We start from the raw sequence: 17,190 nt of genomic DNA, 5'->3' as shown, positions 1-17,190 counted from the left end.
GGCCGCGATGAAAGTCATCGTCGTCGGGTACGGAGTCCAGGGCCACAAGCGTTTCAAGGTCGCGGGCGAGGATGCAATCGGGATCGTCGATCCCGTTACGCCGGAGGCCAACTGGCGCCGTCTTGAAGATGTTCCTGTCAACCGCTTCGATGCGGCCATCGTCTGCACGCCGGACGCCCCCAAGATCGCGTTGCTGCGGTATCTGCTCGAGCGCGGCAAGCATGTGCTGGTAGAGAAGCCGCTGTTTGCCGCGAACGGCGACGATCTTCGCGCGCTCGAAGCGCTCGCCCGCCGCAGGCGCGTGCTGTGCGTCACCGCCTACAACCACCGCTTCGAGCCGCATTTCGCGCGAATGCGTGACCTGCTGCAATCCGGGCGCCTCGGCGCGATCTATCGCTGCCGCATGTTCTACGGCAACGGTACCGCGCGGCTGGTGCGCAACTCGGCCTGGCGCGACACCGGCGACGGCGTTCTCGGCGATCTCGGCTCGCATCTGCTCGACACCGTGCGCTTCTGGTTCGGCGACGGCGCCGACAATTTCCGCATCGTCTCGGCGGAACGGTTCGAGAATCGCGCGCCGGATCATGTGGTGATCGCCGCGGAGGGACGCCCGCAGATCGAGCTCGAGATGACGCTGTTGTCCTGGCGCAACCATTTCACCTGCGACGTCTTCGCCGAGCACGGCTCGGCGCATATCGAATCGCTATGCAAATGGGGCCCGAGCAGCTTCATCCACCGCACCCGCGTGCTGCCGAGCGGCCGTCCACCGGAGCTCAGCGAAATCCTGGTGCAGGACGATCCGACCTGGACGCTCGAATATGCGCACTTCAAGCAGCTCTGCGAAACAGCCGCGGAGACCGATCTCGCCAATGACATCTGGCTGCATCGCGCACTGACGCGGCTCGGCCACGAAATTCAGGCGGGGAACACCGCATGAGCCAGCCCCGTATCGCTTATGCCGGAATGACCCATCTCGGCCTCTGCTCGGCCATCGCCGCAGCCGCCCAGGGTTTTACGACGCTCGGCTTCGATGCCGACGCGCACCTGATCGGCCGCATCACTGCAGGTGATCTGCCGGTGCGCGAGCCCGGGCTCGACGATCTCCTGCGCGCGCGTCGCGAATGCATCAACTTCTCTGCCGACGCGACGATGCTGCACGCGTGCGACCTCGTCTACGTCGCGCCCGACGTGCCAACCGATGGGACCGGCGTCAGCGACCTCAGCGGCATCGATGCCCTGCTCGACAGCGTGCTCGCCAACACGCGCGACGATGCGACCGTCGTCATCCTCAGCCAGGTACCGCCGGGCTTTACCCGCGCCCGGCAGCGTCCCGGCCGCACAATTCTCTACCAGGTCGAGACCTTGGTGTTCGGCCGTGCCGTCGAGCGCGCAACCAAACCTGAACGTTTCATCCTGGGCTGCCTCGATCCGGACGCGCCATTGCCGTCCGCCTGGCAGAGCTTCCTTAAGTCCTTCGGCTGCCCGCTGCTGCCGATGCGGCTGGAAAGCGCCGAGCTTGCAAAAATTTCTATCAACTGCGCGCTGGCCGCATCCGTCACCACCGCCAACACGCTCGCCGAGCTCTGCGAGCGCGTCGGCGCCGACTGGTCGGAGATCGCTCCCGCCCTGAAACTCGACGCGCGCATCGGCCCGTATGCCTATCTCGCACCGGGGCTGGGGCTCGCCGGCGGCAATATCGAGCGCGACCTTGCCACCGTGATGCGGCTGTCGCAGCAGCACGGAACCGATTCCAGCATGATCCGCGCCATCGTCGCCAACAGCGGGCATCGCAAGGACTGGGCGCTACGCGAATTGCACGAGGTGCTGCTGGCAACGACGCCGCAAGCGAAAATCGGCGTGCTCGGCCTTGCCTACAAGGAGAACACGCATTCGATAAAGAACTCAGCGGCGCTGGCACTGATCGCGCAGCTCGCGGCGTGGCCGGTGCGCGCGTTCGATCCGGCGGTGCCCGCCTCCGCCGCCCAGCATCCGAATCTGACGGCCGCCCAGAACGCGCTCGAGGCTGCGCGCGACGTCGATGCACTGGCGATCATGACACGCTGGCCGGAATTCCGCGAACTCGCGCCCGCCGATCTCGCGCGCACCATGCGCGGGCGGCTGGTCCTCGACCCCTACCGGTTGCTCGATGCCGCCGCCGCGCGCGCGGCGGGCCTGGACTATCGCACGCTCGGCGCGCGTACGCCGTGACACGTACTGGATGACATCTATGGCTGAAGTGAACCTCCTCTCCAAACTGCCGCGCGGCAAGCGCAATCTCTCCGCGCGCGCCACGGCCAAGACCGAGGAGCACATCCGCATCTCGCGCGAATATGGCGAGAGCTATTTCGACGGTCCGCGCGAATATGGCTATGGCGGCTATCGCTATGACGGACGCTGGGTGCCGGTGGCACAGGATTTCATTGAGCACTTCTCCCTCAAGCCCGGCGACCGCGTGCTCGATGTCGGCTGCGCCAAAGGCTTTCTGGTCAAGGACTTCATGATCGCCTGTCCCGGGCTCGAAGCGTTCGGGCTCGACATCTCCCGCTACGCGCTGATGCATTGCGAGGCGGAGACGGTCGGCCGGCTGCATCTCGGCAATGCATTGGAGCTGCCGTTCCCGGACAACAGCTTCAAGGCGGCGATTTCGCTCAACACCATTCACAATCTCGACCGTGCCGGCTGTCTCCAGGCGCTGAAGGAAATTCAGCGCGTGTCGGGCGGCCGTGCCTTCGTGCAGGTCGATTCCTATCGGACGCCGGAGCAGAAGGCGATTTTCGAGGAGTGGGTGCTGACCGCCCGCTTCCATGACACTCCGCAAGGCTGGATCGCGCTGTTCAACGAGGCCGGCTATACCGGCGATTATTTCTGGACGATCATCGAGTAGGACGAGAACGCTTTCATGACCCAAGCCAGCTTCGATGCAACAGCGGCGCGGACGCGCTGCCAGCGCTACCGCCGGCGCATCCTCGACATGTCGCAACGTGTCTCGGCGCTGCATATCGGCGGCGCCTTCTCCTGCACCGAGATCGTCGACTGCATCTACAATGCTCTGATGCGCAATCCCGGCCTGTCCTCGCCCGACACCTTCCTAATGTCAAAAGGCCATGGCTGCATGATCCAATACGTCGTGCTGGAAGCTCTCGGCGTGCTCACCAAGGCCGACCTCGACGCCTATTGCACGCCGCATGGCCGCCTCGGCGTGCATCCGGATTATGGCAATCCCGGCATCGAGGCCTCGACCGGCTCGCTCGGCCACGGCCTTCCGATGGTGGTGGGCATGGCGCTCGCCGAGCGCGGCAAGCGCCGCGATGGCATGATCTACACCGTGCTGAGCGACGGTGAGACCCAGGAGGGATCGACCTGGGAGGCCGTTCTGATGGCGTCCTCGCTAAAACTTTCCAACATCGTTGCCTTCATCGACAACAACGACTTTCAGAGTCTCGGGCGCACGTCGGAGACCCATCCTTCGCTTTATCCGCTGGCCGCGAAGTTCGATGCGTTCGGCTGGGAGACAGCTGAGATCGACGGCCACGATCCCGCGGCGATTTATCGCGCTGTATCGACGCGTAAAGGCGATCGGCCGCTGATGGTCGTCGCGCGCACCACCAAGGGCAAGGGCGTCAGCTACATGGAGAATGCGCCGATCTGGCACTACCGTTCGCCGAACAAGGACGAATATGCTCAGGCCATTCGCGAGCTGGAGACACAGGCGTGAGAAACACCTTTTCCGAGACGCTGTACGCGGAGGCGACCGCCAACCCGGACGTCTACATCGTCGTCGCCGACATCTCGCCCGCCGGCAGCATGGCAAAATTCTCCAGCGAATATCCCGAGCGCTTCATCAATGTCGGTGTCGCCGAGCAGAGCATGATCGGCATCGCCGCCGGGCTCGCGCTGAAGGGGTGCCAGCCCTTCGCCTACACGATCGCCACCTTCAGCCTCTACCGCCCCTTCGAGATGATCCGCGACGATCTCTGCTACCAGAACCTTCCCGTCACCGTTGTCGGCATGGGCGCGGGCGTGATCTATTCGACGCTGGGCGGCACGCACCATACCCAGGAGGACATCGCGATTGCCTCCGCACTGCCCAACATGCAGGTGCTGGCGCCCTGCGATCCCCTCGAATGCGTCGAGGCGACGCGCTGGTGTGCACGACAGAAGAACGGGCCGGTTTACCTGCGCATCGGCAAGGCCGGCGAGCCGGTGCTGACGGCGCAGGCCGAGCCCTGGCAATTCGGCAAACTGCGTTACCTGCGACGCGGCAGCGAGGTCTGCATCCTCACCTATGGCGTCATTACCGCGATGGCGACCGACGTCGCCGACAAGCTTGCTGCCCAGGGCCGCTCGGTCTCGCTGGTCTCGGCGCACACGTTGAAGCCGCTCGACCGCGACGGCATCACGGCCGCTCTACAGCAGCACCGCCATGTCGTCGTGATCGAAGAGCACGTGCCGCAGGGCGGGCTCGCCTCGCAGGTGAAGCAGATTGCGTGGGATGTCCGTGCCACCTGCCGGCTCGATACCTTCACGCTGCAAGACGCCTTCATCCACAATTACGGCTCGACCAACGATCTGCTCGCCGCGCACGGTCTGTCGCCCGAGCGGATCCTCGCCGCGATCAGCTGAGGGCAAACGATGCGCGTGCTCGTGACCGGTGCCTCCGGCTTTTCGGGCAGCACGGTGGCGCGCCGGCTCGCAAGCGGTGGCCACGATATCGTCGGCACCTTTCGCCGCGATACGGATTTTCTGGCACGCTTGCGTGACGTCGCGCGGCTTGAGTTGGTCCGGACCGATCTGGCCGATGCCGGCCAGCTTGCCGGTCCGTTCGACGCCATCGTGCACATTGCGGCGACATCACCCGGGCCGGGCGTCGATATCGCCACGCTGGTTCGCGGCAATATCGACGCGAGCTTTGCGTTGATCGAGGCGGCGCGACGCTGGGCTAGCCGCCGCTTCATCTTCTTCTCTTCGCTCTCTTACTATGGCCGGATCGAGCAGGACGTCGTCGACGAGGCCACGCCGGTGCAAGATCCCGACGCTTACGGCGCATCCAAGCTGATCGCCGAGCAGCGGCTCGCCGAGCTCGGCGGCACATTTTCCACGCTGGCACTGCGCCTGCCGGGGATCATCGGTCCGGGCGCGCATCGGCATTGGCTCGCAAGCGTGGCGTCGCGGCTGCGCGCGGGCGAGCCGGTTCGCGCCTTCCATCTCGACCGGCCCTTCAACAACGCGGCCCATATCGACGACATCGCCGCGCTCGTCCTGGCGGTGCTAGCGCGCGAGGCCTGGGGCGGCTTCGACGCCGCGGTGCTCGGGGCCGCGGGATCGCTGACCGTGCGCGAGACCATTGAACGCCTTGCGCGGGCACTGGGCGTGCCGGCCAAAATCGAAGAAATCGCCCCGACCAAAACGTCGTTCATGCTCTCGAGTGCGCATGCCATCGAACGCTACGGCTACCAGCCGATGGAGATCGGCGCGCTGATCGATCGCTACGGCCGCGAGATCGGCAGCTAAAGCGTTTTCCAGCGAAGTGGATACCGGTTCGCGTGAAGAAAACGCGTCAAAACAGAAATCTAGAGCTTCCGTTCCGATTCTATGGGAACGGAAGCTCTAGGCGCGATCGTCCTCGCGATAGCAGCCCTTGCACACTTCGGGAATGCGGCCCTCGCGGTGATCCCGGCGAAACGTCTCGTAGGCCTCACCATGCCAGATCGCAACGAGATCCTCGGCCCTGCCGAAATCGACAACCTCGGGATTGGCGATGGTGCAGCAGGGAACGGCTCGCATATCGGAGGAGACATAGAGTCGCTCGAACGGCCAGGGGCAGAGCTTGTCGGTCTTGCGCCAGCTATATTTGTCGGTAACGTTCCAGAACGCCACGCGCACGCCGAGCTCGCGGCCGCGCGTCATCAGCCGGTCGCAGAGCTCTTCGGTGAAAGCATCTTCCGCGACGATGTCGCGCAGCGCCGCGCCCCATTTGTCCTGACCCCAATTGGTGAGATCGAGCGAGAAGGCGAGGCTGGTGAAGCCGGCTTCCGCCGCAAGCTCGACGAAAGCCGGCAGCTGATGCCGGTTCGACTGCTGCACCACGACCCACATCTTGGTGCGGTCGACACCGATCTCGCGGGAATAGGCGTTGATCAGCTTGCAATTGGCGATGACGCGCGAAAACACCGAGCCGCGACGAATGCTCTCGAACGTCGCCTCGTCGGCGCCGTCGATCGAGATCTGCACCTCGTTCGGATCGGCATCGATCAGCCTGCGATAGTTATCGCGCAGATGCAGCAGCGAAGCATTGGTCGTGGTACGTACCCAGATCTCGCGCTCGCGCGCATGGCGCAGCATGGCGAGATAGGCATCGCCCTGCATCAGCGGCTCGCCCATGCCCTGGAGCTTGATCTCGATCAGGCCGTATTGCTGGTCGAGCAGCGCCTTGAAACTGTCGAGCGACATGTCGCCGGCGCGCTGCCCTTTGTGCCAGTCACTTACCTGGCACATGGTGCAGCGGAAATTGCAGCGGCTGACATTCTCGATGTCGAGCTTGATCGGCAGATAGTCGACGACGCTGCGGTCGATCCGCGCGCGCAGATATTTTTCATAATTGACGCGCCGGCGCGGATCGAAAGCGAGCGCGCGTTCGCGCTGGGCGGCATAGGCAGCAGACCCCATCGACGGTTCCGGCTGCGGCAGGCTGCGCAGGAACGCGGCGCTTGCGGCGGCGGCCTGTGCCGAGGCGGGTCGTTCGATCGTATCGGCGTCTTGAGCCATTTGCGTCCGTCGCGGCGGGATCCCGGGGACCCAGGAATTCTGGGCAGAACGCAAAACTGATTCGGGTTAAAATCGACCATCATTCGCGCGGCGTGGCAAGGCCTGGCCCGACCGCCCCGTACAACTCCGGTGGACCGACGCGATCGCTCTCAAATCACATAAAACCCGTGCGTACCGTCGCGGCGGAGCTGGTCGACGAGGCCGTATTCCCAGTCGAGATAGGCCTGCATCGCGCGGTCGGCGACGTCCGTTCCCTCATAGGGACGGCGGTAGCGATGCGCTGGATCGGGCTTCGGGAGCACGAGCGGCGGACCGACCTCGAGCGTGCCGTCATAGCCGCCTTGGAGCACATAGGCCTCCCAGCCCATCTGCGCGAGCCAGGACGCCGTCATGTCGGCGCGCACGCCCTTGTCGTCGGTCAGGAGGATGCGCGCACCGCGCACCGGCGCGGCCATGTCGGTCTCCTGGACGAGCTGGCCGCCGGGATAGTGGCGAAAGCCCGGGAGATGACCGGCTGTATATTCCTCAGCGTCGCGCACATCGAAGCGATAGAGCGTGCGATTGGTCTCGGCGACCAGCGCCGGCATCTCGTTCGCGCCGATGTGGCGGACACCGGCGCGATAGGCGACGTCGCGGGCATTGGCCGGGCCGCCTTCGAACGACCCCATCGTGCCGCGCCGGTCGGCACCATGAGCCAGCGTGTGCCGCGCCAGCGTCCAGCCGATCGTGCCGTTGCGCAGCGCCCGCACCTTGTTCGGCGCGCCGGCATTGATCAGTGACTGGGTTCCGATGATCGAGCGGGTGCGGCCGGCGCAATTGACGATGATGGTGGTGTCGGGATCGGGCGCGGCCTGCCCTGCCCGCAGCACCAGCTCGGCACCGGGCACGCTGACCGAGCCCGGAATGTTCATGGTCGCATATTCATCGAAGCGACGGACATCGAGGATGACGATGTTCGCCTCAGCTGCGATCAGTTTTGCCACTTCGTCAGCGCTAAACGACGGCGTATGACGGCGCGCCTCGACCAGCTCGCCAAAGGCCTTGGAATAGGAATTGACGTCCTCGAACAGCTCGTAGCCTACCGCGCGCCAGGCCTTCAGGTCACCGTCGAGCGTACTGACACCCGTGTAGCCGAGCGCCACAAGACGTTCGGCGCCAGCAGCGACCAGCCCCTCGCCGTCATCATAGAGCACGACCGGCACGTCCTTGCGCGGCAGCCTCACCTCGGCCTCGATCGCGATCCGGTCCACCGCCATGTTGGCGGCGAAGAGGGGATGGCCGGTGGCAAAGGCCGCCTCGTGCCTGAGATCGAGCAGCGCAATCTCCTCGCGCAACAGCAGCGCGCGGCGGATATCGGCGGGATTGGCGGTCGAAAGCTTCATGACGCGGACCTTGACGGGGACAGCCCATGGGCTTTTGAACGATTGCGGCCGGCTTAGCTAGTCACTCTCGGTTAGCCGCCCCGTCGCACGGCGGCCTCAACCAGCCACCTGCTTCTCGATCATACCAGCGACCCGCAGCACGACATGCAAGGGCGCGGCCAGCGCATGCGTCTCACCGGCGGTTCCTCACTCACGCAATTTTTATTCAGGCTACCTGCACAGATAATCTTTACAGATTACCTTCATATCTTTATTCGATCCGGCATGATCAATTCGTCGAACCAACGCCCGTCCGCGCGCGCTGGCGCGCTCGCCGAAGACCTCCGCTCGCTGGTCGGTAAGCTGAAGCGCCGGCTGCGCGAACAGACCGGCCCGGAGGACCTGACGCCGTCCCAGGTGTCTGTCTTGCTGCGTCTGGAAAAGGACGGCCCTGCTACGGTGTCGAGCCTGGCGCGATCGGAAAAGATGCGTCCGCAATCGATGAGCACCGCGGTCGCCGCTCTTCTGGACGCGGGCCTCGTCAGCGGCGCGCCCGATCCGGAGGACGGCCGTCAATCCATTCTGTCGCTGACCAAGGCGTGCCGCGAGCGTATCCGGGTCGGTCGCGCCGCCCGGCAGGATTGGCTCTCGCGCACCGTTTCGGCACGGCTTTCACTACGAGAGCAGGACGAGCTCGCCGCCGCCGTCTCCTTGCTCAAACGGCTCGTCGACGATTGACGCTGCCCTGCCGCATCCGTCGCGCGGAACATGCGGCTGCCGGAAGGACACGATCATGGCCCTCACAACGCTCGACCCGATCACCGCCCTCATTGTCGTCGACCTTCAGCGCGGCATCTTCGACTCGCCTTCCATCCCCGCCGCGGGCGACGTCGTGGCGCGCGCTAGCGCGCTTGCCGCCGCGTTTCGGCGGCATCGCCTGCCGGTCGTGCTGGTCAATGTCGATGGCGGAGCGCCGGGCCGCACGGAGCGGCCACGCGCTGGCGGTCCATTCCCCGACGGATGGGCCGATCTCATTCCCGAGCTCGATCGACAGCCCGGCGATATCACCGTGACCAAGCGGACATGGGGCGCGTTCGCCAGCACCGATCTCGAAAGCCAGCTGCGATCGCGCGAGGTCACGCAGGTCGTCATCGCCGGAATCGCCACCGGGACCGGCGTCGAGGCCACCGCGCGGCAGGCGTATGAGGCGGGCTTCAATGTCACGTTGGCCACCGACGCCATGACCGACCCGCGTCCGGAGGCGCACGACTACAGCACCGCGAACGTGTTTCCGCGGCTCGGCGAGAGCGGTTCGGCGCAGGCGATCATCGAACTACTGGCAACACGGAGTGCGCAGGCATGAACTGGCTTCACCTGGTTTCCTATTTCTTCGGCGGCGCATTTCTGGCGAACGCCGTTCCACATCTCGTTAGTGGCCTGCGCGGAGAGCCGTTCCAGAGCCCGTTCGCGACGCCGCGAGGAGAAGGCCTGTCCTCGTCGACGGTCAACGTGCTCTGGGGCTTTTTCAACTTGATCGTCGGGTATCTCCTCGTCTGTCGCGTCGGAGAGTTCGCCCTGCTGGAGATGCGCGATGTCGCCGCGCTCGGGCTCGGTGCCCTGCTCCTCAGACTGTTCTGCGCTCGGCACTTCGGCCGGTTCCACGGCGGCAACACACCGGCGGGTTCGTGAGCGCGCCGGTGGCGGGCACGTTTCGCTCACTGCGGAACTACAATTACCGCGTCTGGGCCGCAGGCGCGCTGGTGTCCAACACCGGGACATGGATGCAGCGCGCTGCCCAGGACTGGCTGGTTCTCACCGAGCTCACACGGCACAATGCGTCGGCCGTGGGCGCGGTGATGGCGCTCCAGTTCGGGCCACAGCTCCTGCTGATGCCGTGGACGGGCTATGCGGCCGACCATTTCAACCAACGCCAGCTTCTGGTCGCGACGCAGGCGACGATGGGCGTACTGGCGCTGGTCCTCGGCCTTCTCACGGTCACCGGCTTGGTACAGCTCTGGCACGTCTATGTGTTCGCCTTCCTGTTCGGCTGCGCTGCGGCCTTCGATGCCCCGGTGCGCCAGACTTTTGTGGCCGAGCTCGTCGGCGACGGCGAGCTCTCCAATGCGATCGCGCTGAACTCGACGTCCTTCAACGCTGCGCGGATGGTCGGGCCTGCGATAGCGGGGATCGTCATCGCCTCGATCGGCACCGGCTGGGCGTTCCTGCTCAACGCCGCATCCTTTATGGCCGTGCTCGGCTCACTCGCCTTGCTGCGCACCTCGGAGCTTCGCCCCAACGCGCGGGCGCACCGGGCCAAGGGCGGCATGACCGAGGGTTTTCGCTACGTGTGGTCGCGCCGCGACCTCAGGGCGATCATGATCATGCTGTTCCTGATCGGCACGTTTGGGCTGAACTTTCCGGTCTTCATCTCGACGATGGCGGTCACCGTCTTCCACACCGATGCGCGCGGTTTTGGCCTCTTGTCGTCGACGATGGCGGTCGGCACGATCTCGGGCGCACTGCTGGCCGCCGGGCGCGCACAGCCGCGGTTTGGCTCGCTGCTGCTGGGGGCCGCGGCTTTCGGAGCAGGATGCACGCTGGCCGCGCTTGCGCCCAGCTACTGGCTGTTCGCCGGCAGCCTTATCCTGATCGGGGTCGCTGCCCTGACGGTCACCAATACGTCGAACGCCATGATGCAGCTCTCCACCGAACCGCGGATGAGGGGGCGCGTGATGGCGCTGCGCCTCGGCGTCGCGCTGGGCGGCACGCCGATCGGCGCACCGATCGTCGGATGGGTCGCAGACAATCTGGGCCCGCGCTGGGCGCTCGGCGTGGGTGCAGCGGCCGGCTTTGCGGCCGCGCTGGTCGCGGCCCGCGCCATGTCGGCGCGCACCGCGGAGGTTCACCGCGAATGAAATGTGCGCTTAGGCGATGGCGGGGCTGGTCAATTCGTCCAGCTTCGCCTTGGGCGCGGTACCGTCCGACAACGCGCGCAGCGGCGGACGCACGCGCAGCCAACTTGCATCGCCAGTCTGGGCCGCAAGGATGGCCTTGAGCGTTGTGAGGAAAGAGGGTGACTTCACCACGATATCGACCGCGGCTTGCATGCGCGCTTCGACGTCCTTGCCATCGATCATCGCCTTGACCAGCTCCGGCGCGATGTTGGCCATGCCGCAAATGGTGCCGGCGCCACCGCCAGCGATCGCGCGGGCGATGTCCGTTTCATTGCCGACGGTAATCGCAAGCTCGGGCGCCGCGGCGCGGAACGCCTGGAACTGCTTGAAGTCGCCGCTGGAGTCTTTCAATCCAGCAACCACTTTGCCGTAACGCTTGCGTAGGTTCGCGGCAACAGCGGTTGGGATCGCAACGCCCGAAATCTGCGGGATGTGATAGAGGTAGGCGCGCAGGCGATCGTCGGCGACACCGTCGATGATCGCGGCGAACGCATTCTCGATGCCTTCAGGCGTGACGCTGCGATCGAAATAGGGCGGCAGATACAACACGTGGCGCAGGCCGAGGCCGAGCACGGTGCGCGTCAGCGCGATGCCGTCGCTGATCGCGGGAAAGCCGCCGCCGATGCCGATGCGCTCCCCTGGCACACCGGCCTTGAGCACGGCTTCGATGGTTGCGACGCGTTCGGCGACATTGAAGGATGTGCCCTCGCCGGTGGTGCCGAACAGCACGACGCCGTCGACGCCCTTGCCGAAGAGCTTTTCGGCGTGAGCGGCAAGCTTGGCGGAGTCCACGCTACCGTCCGTCGCCAGCGGCGTCGCCGACGCCACCCAGAACCCGCGAATTGCCTCCGTCATAGCACCACCCATTGTTGTCGCTCCGAATAAGCCCCTGATCCGTAACGATCTTCGGGGCTTATCGGAGCCTTGTTTTTGCTTTACTTTCTATCTTGTACCTTACATACAAGGTGGATGCAATTCCCCGCCGGATGGCCCGCCACAGGCGGCCGGCCAATCTGCAAGAGGTAACGCATGAACATCGCGCCCCCCGTCGGACATCCCGACCCGTTGCTCGCGGCGCTACGTGACAAGCTCGGTGCCACAGCCGTGCTGACCGGCAGCGATGTGCCTGCACGCAATTGCAACGACTGGAGTGCGAGCCTGCCGCAGACGCCGCGCGCGGTGATCCGCCCGCTCGACGCACAAGGCGTTGCGGACGCGATTCTGACCTGTCGGCAGGCGCGCCTGCCTTTCGTGCCGCAGGGTGGATTGACCGGGCTCTGCCGCGGCGCCGCACCCGAACCGGGCTGGGTCGCAATTTCGCTGGAGCGGATGACCGGCATCGAGGAGATCGATCGCGCCTCAATGACGATGACGGTGAAAGCCGGCACGCCTCTGGAGACGATCCAGAAAGCAGCGGATGAAGCCGGCCTCTTCTTTCCGCTCGATCTCGGCTCGCGCGGCTCCTGCGCGATCGGCGGCAATCTCTCGACCAATGCCGGCGGCAACCGCGTGATCCGCTACGGCATGACGCGCGAGCTGGTGCTCGGCTTGGAGGTAGTGCTGCCTGATGGCACCATCATCACCAACCTGAACAAGCTGATGAAGAACAATGCCGGCTACGATCTGAAGCATCTCTTCATCGGCTCGGAAGGCACGCTCGGCATCATCACCCGCGTGGTGCTGCGGCTGTTTCCGAAACCGCGCTCGACCATGGCCGCGCTCTGCGCGCTGAAGGACTATTCCGCGGTGATCGCGCTGCTCGACGCGGCGCGCAGCGGGCTTGGCCCGCTGCTGTCGGCGTTCGAGGTGATGTGGCCGGATTATTGGGACGTCATCACCACGCGCGCTGGCGTCAAGCCACCGGTCGCCGCGGGTGACAGCCTCTATGTGCTGGTGGAGGCGCAGGGCACCGATGAGAATCTCGATGCACCGCGCTTCCAGGCCTGGCTCGAAGAGCTGATGGAGCGTGGTCTGCTGGTCGATGCCGCCGTGGCACAATCGCTGGCGCAGACGCAGGCCTTCTGGCGCGTGCGCGACATCTGCGCCGAGTTCGGCCAGGTGCTGGGTCCGCATATCTCTTACGACATCGGCCTTGCGGTGGCGCGGATGGACGAGTTCGTCACGCGCTGCAAGGCCGCGCTGGCCTCCGGCATCAAGGGCTGCGAGAGCGTCTATTACGGCCATATCGGCGACGGCAATCTGCATCTGGTCTCCTGGGTCACGGGCCTTGCCGTCGAACGGCAGCCCAAGGAGGAGATGGACACCATCATTTATGGCCTCGTCCACGACATGGGCGGCAGCGTCTCGGCCGAGCACGGCATCGGCACGCTGAAGAAGAAGTGGCTGGGACACGCCCGCAGCGAGGCCGAGATCGCCCTGATGCGGACGTTGAAGGCCGCGCTCGATCCCGATCATCTGCTCAATCCCGGCAAGGTGATCTGAGAGCGCCGATGCGATCGCTCAAGCTCGATACGCCGAAATCGCTGTCGCAGCGGGTGATGCTGCGGCTGCGCCAGGCCATCATCGACGGCGAGTTCGCGCTGGGCGCGGCCATCTCCGAGGAGATGGTGGCAAATTCCTTCGGCGTCAGCCGCACGCCGGTCCGCGAGGCGATGAGCCAGTTGCAGGCGCAGGGGCTCGTGGTGATCCGGCCGCAGGTCGGCAGTTTCGTGTTCACGCCGAGCGCCGAGGATATCACTGCGCTCTGCACCTTCCGCATTGCGCTCGAACCCAAGGCTGCCGAGCTCGCCTTTCACCACGATCGCGACGGCGCGCTCACGACGATGAGCGAGGCGATCGCGGCGATGGAGCCCGCCGTCATGGCGAAGGACAACATCGCTTATGGCCGCGCCGACGCTGCCTTTCACGAGGGCCTGTTCGCACATTGCGGCAATCGCTATCTCGCCGAGTCCTACCAGCTCGTCTCGGGCCGCGTCGCCGCACTCCGCACCAATCTGACCTCGCCGATCGACGTGCGCACCCGCTCGTCGTTCGACGAACATCGCAAGCTGCTCGATTTGTTCGCGCGCGGCGAATTCCCGGCCTTCGAAGCGTTGATGACGACGCACATCACCAATTCGGGCCTGGTCTACGCCAAGGCGCTGAAGGTGGAGGCGCTCAAGCTGGACTGAGCGGTTCTACCGCCCGCCCTTCGATCCCGGCCTGTCCAGAAAATCCAGCGCGGTGTTGATCTGTTCGAGCTGGTGCTCGATCTTGTCGCGGTCCTCGACCGACTGCGCCTTCTCGAGCTGTTCCACAAGCTTCTGCTTCCGCGACAGCAAATTCTCTATGACTGTATTCACAGCTCCCCCATCGCCCGATGGCGAATATCGAGGCAATCCGGATCGGGGACAGGAGCACGCGTAAGCCGGGCTCCCCGCAAACCCTGCCATCAGAATGTTCGCGAAGGCGGATGGTTCCTGCGCGTGAATTGCTACACATGTCGATGGAACTATTTTGCGCAGGGGCGCGCCCGGACACGGTCGAGATCGGTTGTATTCGCCGGCCCGGGGTCCTATGCCTGTGCGCCATGGACACCCAAATCATCACCGCCGAAAAGCCCCTGATGGCCCAGGCGCGCCCGCGCAAGCCGGCGCCGTTCCTCCCCATGAGCCGCGCCGAGATGGATGCGCTCGGCTGGGATGCCTGCGACATCGTGCTGGTGACGGGCGATGCCTATGTCGACCACCCGAGCTTCGGCATGGCAATCATCGGCCGGCTGCTGGAGGCGCAAGGCTTTCGGGTCGGCATCATCTCGCAGCCGGACTGGCATTCGGCCGAACCGTTCAAGGCCCTCGGCAAGCCAAAGGTGTTCTTCGGCGTCACCGGCGGCAACATGGATTCGATGGTGAACCGCTACACCGCGGACCGCCGCCTGCGCCACGACGACGCCTATACGGCTGGCGGCGAAGGCGGCAAGCGGCCGGACCGCTGCACCGTCGTCTACGCCCAGCGCTGCCGCGAGGCGTTCAAGGACGTACCGATCGTGCTCGGTGGCATCGAGGCCTCGCTGCGCCGGATCGCGCATTACGATTACTGGTCCGACAAGGTGCGCCGCTCGGTGCTGGCGGACGCCAAGGCCGATCTCTTGCTCTACGGCAATGCCGAGCGCGCCGTCGTCGAGGTCGCACATCGCATCGCCGCCGGCGAAGCGCCGCGTGCGCTCGACGACATCAGGGGCGTTGCGCTGTTCCGGCGCGTGCCTGAGGATTACGCCGAGCTGCATGCCGACGATCTCGACTCCGCCGACGAGGGCGCCACGCGCCAGAAGGGCGCGACCGTGATCCGGCTGCCGGCGCTGGAGCAGGTCGAGCAGGACAAGGAAGCCTATGCGCGCGCCTCACGCGTGCTGCATCGTGAGAGCAATCCCGGCAATGCGCGGCCGCTGGTGCAGCGCCACGGCGATCGCGATCTCTGGCTCAACCCGCCGCCGATCCCGCTCACCAGCGACGAGATGGACGCGGTCTACGACCTGCCCTACGCGCGCGCCCCGCATCCGTCCTATGGCGAAGCAAAAATCCCGGCGTGGGACATGATCAAGTTCTCGGTCACGATCATGCGCGGCTGCTTCGGCGGCTGCACCTTCTGCTCGATCACCGAGCACGAAGGCCGCATCATCCAGAACCGCTCGGAAGGGTCGATCCTGCGCGAGATCGAGAAGATCCGCGACAAGACGCCGGGCTTCACCGGCGTGATCTCCGACATCGGCGGCCCCACGGCCAACATGTACCGGATGGCGTGCAAGGACCCGAAGGTCGAGGCCGCGTGCCGCAGGCCGTCCTGCGTCTTCCCGGAGATCTGCCCGAACCTCAACACCTCGCATGACGATCTGATCCGGCTCTATCGCAAGGTGCGCGAGACCAAGGGCATCAAGAAGGTGATGGTCGCCTCCGGCGTGCGCTACGACCTCGCGGTCGAGAGCCCCGAATACATCAAGGAGCTCGTCACCCATCACGTCGGCGGCTATCTGAAGATCGCGCCGGAACATACCGAGCGCGGTCCGCTCGACAAGATGATGAAGCCGGGCATCGGCGCCTATGACAAGTTCAAGCGGATGTTCGATGCCGCCGCCGAGCAGGCCGGCAAGAAATATTATCTGATCCCCTATTTCATCGCGGCGCATCCGGGCACGACCGACGCGGACATGATGAACCTCGCGCTGTGGCTGAAGAAGAACCGCTACCGCGCCGACCAGGTGCAGACCTTCCTGCCCTCGCCGATGGCGACCGCCACCGCGATGTACCACACCGGCGTCAATCCGTTGCGCGGTGTGCGCCATGGCGGCAGCGACAAGGTCGAGGCGATCAAGGGCCTGCGCCAGCGCCGCCTGCACAAGGCGTTTTTGCGCTATCACGACCCTGACAATTGGCCGGTGCTGCGCGAGGCGCTGATCGAGATGGGCCGCCGCGACCTGATCGGCTCGCAGCCCCACCAGCTCGTCCCCGCGCACCAGCCGCCCGGCACCGGCAAGGCCGCCGGCACACGGCGCCCGGTGCGTCCCGGCGACAAGACGCGGAAGTTCACCACCAAGGGTCTGCGGGTGATGAAGTAACAGGGGGATGCGATGCGGCTCGTCATGACGCGCGCCCCTGTAACAAGATGATCGAAAACAACCCCATGCACAGTAGCCGGGGTTAGCGAAATCAAGGGCTTAAAGTGCAATGAAATCGGGATGCATGGTGATCGCGCCTGAGAGCGTCGGTCGAGCCCGAAATTTCCGAGAAACAGAAAATCGCTTGACCCGTCGGGCAAAACAGGCGCATGATGACATCATCGGGATATGGGCGCCTCCCGCTACTCCGTATTGATATCTTCGAGCTTCACACCGCATCCCGCGCGAAGGTTATTCCGCGCCTGTTCGACGCATTGCAGCAAGCGAGGATCGTGCTCCAACCGGTACTGCGGATATCAGGCGCAGCTACGCGACCGCCAGCATCATCTCGGCGGACCGTGTCGTATTCAACGTCAAGGGAAACGACTACCGGCTGGTCGTCGCCGTCGATTTCGAGAAGAGCATCGTGTGGATCAATGGATCGGCACGCACCGTGACTACGAAGATCGACGTGAGAGAGGTTCGACATGGCGGCGACTGAGATCAGGCCGATTCGGAC

18 protein-coding genes are annotated in these 17,190 nt (G+C 65.1%); 14 read left to right on the top strand and 4 right to left on the bottom strand.

The genetic code is table 11. The annotated features are described in order from the left end of the window. The first annotated feature begins 7 nt into the window (after positions 1-7). From JJE66_RS13490 to JJE66_RS13465, 6 genes are read left to right on the top strand one after another with little or no spacing between them, the layout of a single operon-like run. On the top strand, positions 8-937 hold the full coding sequence (locus tag JJE66_RS13490) for a Gfo/Idh/MocA family protein (RefSeq protein WP_200514735.1): 930 nt from the start codon (positions 8-10) through the stop codon (positions 935-937). Continuing rightward, complete coding sequence (locus JJE66_RS13485; protein WP_200514734.1) at positions 934-2,208, top strand: nucleotide sugar dehydrogenase; 1,275 nt, start codon at positions 934-936, stop codon at positions 2,206-2,208. The genes JJE66_RS13490 and JJE66_RS13485 overlap by 4 nt, the downstream gene beginning before the upstream one ends. 19 nt (positions 2,209-2,227) lie before the next feature. Next, complete coding sequence (locus JJE66_RS13480; protein ID WP_200514733.1) at positions 2,228-2,884, top strand: class I SAM-dependent methyltransferase; 657 nt, start codon at positions 2,228-2,230, stop codon at positions 2,882-2,884. A 15-nt stretch (positions 2,885-2,899) separates the two neighbouring features. Beyond that, on the top strand, positions 2,900-3,715 hold the full coding sequence (locus tag JJE66_RS13475; protein ID WP_200514732.1) for a transketolase: 816 nt from the start codon (positions 2,900-2,902) through the stop codon (positions 3,713-3,715). After that, complete coding sequence (locus tag JJE66_RS13470) at positions 3,712-4,623, top strand: transketolase family protein (protein WP_200514731.1); 912 nt, start codon at positions 3,712-3,714, stop codon at positions 4,621-4,623. The genes JJE66_RS13475 and JJE66_RS13470 overlap by 4 nt, the downstream gene beginning before the upstream one ends. Before the next feature lie 9 nt (positions 4,624-4,632). Further along, positions 4,633-5,511: an NAD(P)-dependent oxidoreductase gene (locus JJE66_RS13465; protein WP_200514730.1), complete on the top strand. Its 879-nt coding sequence runs from the start codon at positions 4,633-4,635 to the stop codon at positions 5,509-5,511. A gap of 96 nt (positions 5,512-5,607) precedes the next feature. On the opposite strand, the gene JJE66_RS13460 is transcribed toward JJE66_RS13465, so the two are convergent. Beyond that, complete coding sequence (locus JJE66_RS13460; RefSeq protein WP_200514729.1) at positions 5,608-6,765, bottom strand: radical SAM protein; 1,158 nt, start codon at positions 6,763-6,765, stop codon at positions 5,608-5,610. A 149-nt stretch (positions 6,766-6,914) separates the two neighbouring features. Continuing rightward, positions 6,915-8,147 carry a rhodanese-like domain-containing protein gene (locus tag JJE66_RS13455; RefSeq protein ID WP_200514728.1) on the bottom strand — a complete coding sequence of 411 codons (1,233 nt, stop codon included), beginning with the start codon at positions 8,145-8,147 and terminating at the stop codon, positions 6,915-6,917. 264 nt (positions 8,148-8,411) lie between these two features. Between JJE66_RS13455 and JJE66_RS13450 the strand changes: the two genes are divergently transcribed. Genes JJE66_RS13450 through JJE66_RS13435 form a run of 4 tightly spaced genes read left to right on the top strand, consistent with a single transcriptional unit; the run spans position 8,412 to position 11,041 of the window. After that, positions 8,412-8,864, top strand: coding sequence for a MarR family winged helix-turn-helix transcriptional regulator (locus JJE66_RS13450; protein ID WP_200514727.1), 453 nt, complete (start codon positions 8,412-8,414; stop codon positions 8,862-8,864). 55 nt (positions 8,865-8,919) lie between these two features. After that, positions 8,920-9,489 carry an isochorismatase family protein gene (locus tag JJE66_RS13445; RefSeq protein WP_200514726.1) on the top strand — a complete coding sequence of 190 codons (570 nt, stop codon included), beginning with the start codon at positions 8,920-8,922 and terminating at the stop codon, positions 9,487-9,489. Then, positions 9,486-9,815, top strand: coding sequence for a hypothetical protein (locus tag JJE66_RS13440; protein ID WP_200514725.1), 330 nt, complete (start codon positions 9,486-9,488; stop codon positions 9,813-9,815). The genes JJE66_RS13445 and JJE66_RS13440 overlap by 4 nt, the downstream gene beginning before the upstream one ends. Then, positions 9,812-11,041, top strand: coding sequence for an MFS transporter (locus tag JJE66_RS13435; protein ID WP_311979863.1), 1,230 nt, complete (start codon positions 9,812-9,814; stop codon positions 11,039-11,041). The genes JJE66_RS13440 and JJE66_RS13435 overlap by 4 nt, the downstream gene beginning before the upstream one ends. Before the next feature lie 9 nt (positions 11,042-11,050). Here JJE66_RS13435 and JJE66_RS13430 read toward each other — a convergent pair whose 3' ends face one another. Further along, a complete protein-coding gene (locus tag JJE66_RS13430) occupies positions 11,051-11,935 on the bottom strand; it encodes a dihydrodipicolinate synthase family protein (RefSeq protein ID WP_200514724.1) in 885 nt (294 codons plus the stop codon). Between the two features lie 174 nt (positions 11,936-12,109). On the opposite strand from JJE66_RS13430, the gene JJE66_RS13425 reads away from it, so the two are divergent. Together JJE66_RS13425 and JJE66_RS13420 are read left to right on the top strand one after the other, a co-directional pair. Beyond that, positions 12,110-13,522 (top strand): FAD-binding oxidoreductase, encoded by a 1,413-nt coding sequence (locus tag JJE66_RS13425; RefSeq protein ID WP_200514723.1) that lies wholly within the window; start codon positions 12,110-12,112, stop codon positions 13,520-13,522. An 8-nt stretch (positions 13,523-13,530) separates the two neighbouring features. Then, on the top strand, positions 13,531-14,211 hold the full coding sequence (locus JJE66_RS13420; RefSeq protein WP_200514722.1) for a GntR family transcriptional regulator: 681 nt from the start codon (positions 13,531-13,533) through the stop codon (positions 14,209-14,211). A 6-nt stretch (positions 14,212-14,217) separates the two neighbouring features. Here JJE66_RS13420 and JJE66_RS13415 read toward each other — a convergent pair whose 3' ends face one another. Then, complete coding sequence (locus tag JJE66_RS13415) at positions 14,218-14,382, bottom strand: hypothetical protein (protein ID WP_200514721.1); 165 nt, start codon at positions 14,380-14,382, stop codon at positions 14,218-14,220. A gap of 227 nt (positions 14,383-14,609) precedes the next feature. Between JJE66_RS13415 and JJE66_RS13410 the strand changes: the two genes are divergently transcribed. Further along, on the top strand, positions 14,610-16,631 hold the full coding sequence (locus tag JJE66_RS13410; RefSeq protein ID WP_200514720.1) for a YgiQ family radical SAM protein: 2,022 nt from the start codon (positions 14,610-14,612) through the stop codon (positions 16,629-16,631). Between the two features lie 277 nt (positions 16,632-16,908). Continuing rightward, positions 16,909-17,172: a type II toxin-antitoxin system HigB family toxin gene (locus tag JJE66_RS38625; protein WP_311979911.1), complete on the top strand. Its 264-nt coding sequence runs from the start codon at positions 16,909-16,911 to the stop codon at positions 17,170-17,172. Positions 17,173-17,190: the final 18 nt, after the last annotated feature.

This window comes from Bradyrhizobium diazoefficiens (genome assembly GCF_016612535.1).
GTDB classification, from domain to species: Bacteria; Pseudomonadota; Alphaproteobacteria; order Rhizobiales; family Xanthobacteraceae; genus Bradyrhizobium; species Bradyrhizobium diazoefficiens_C.
The sequence above is the reverse complement of the archived record's forward strand: the minus strand, read 5'-3'. Positions and strand labels throughout refer to the sequence as shown.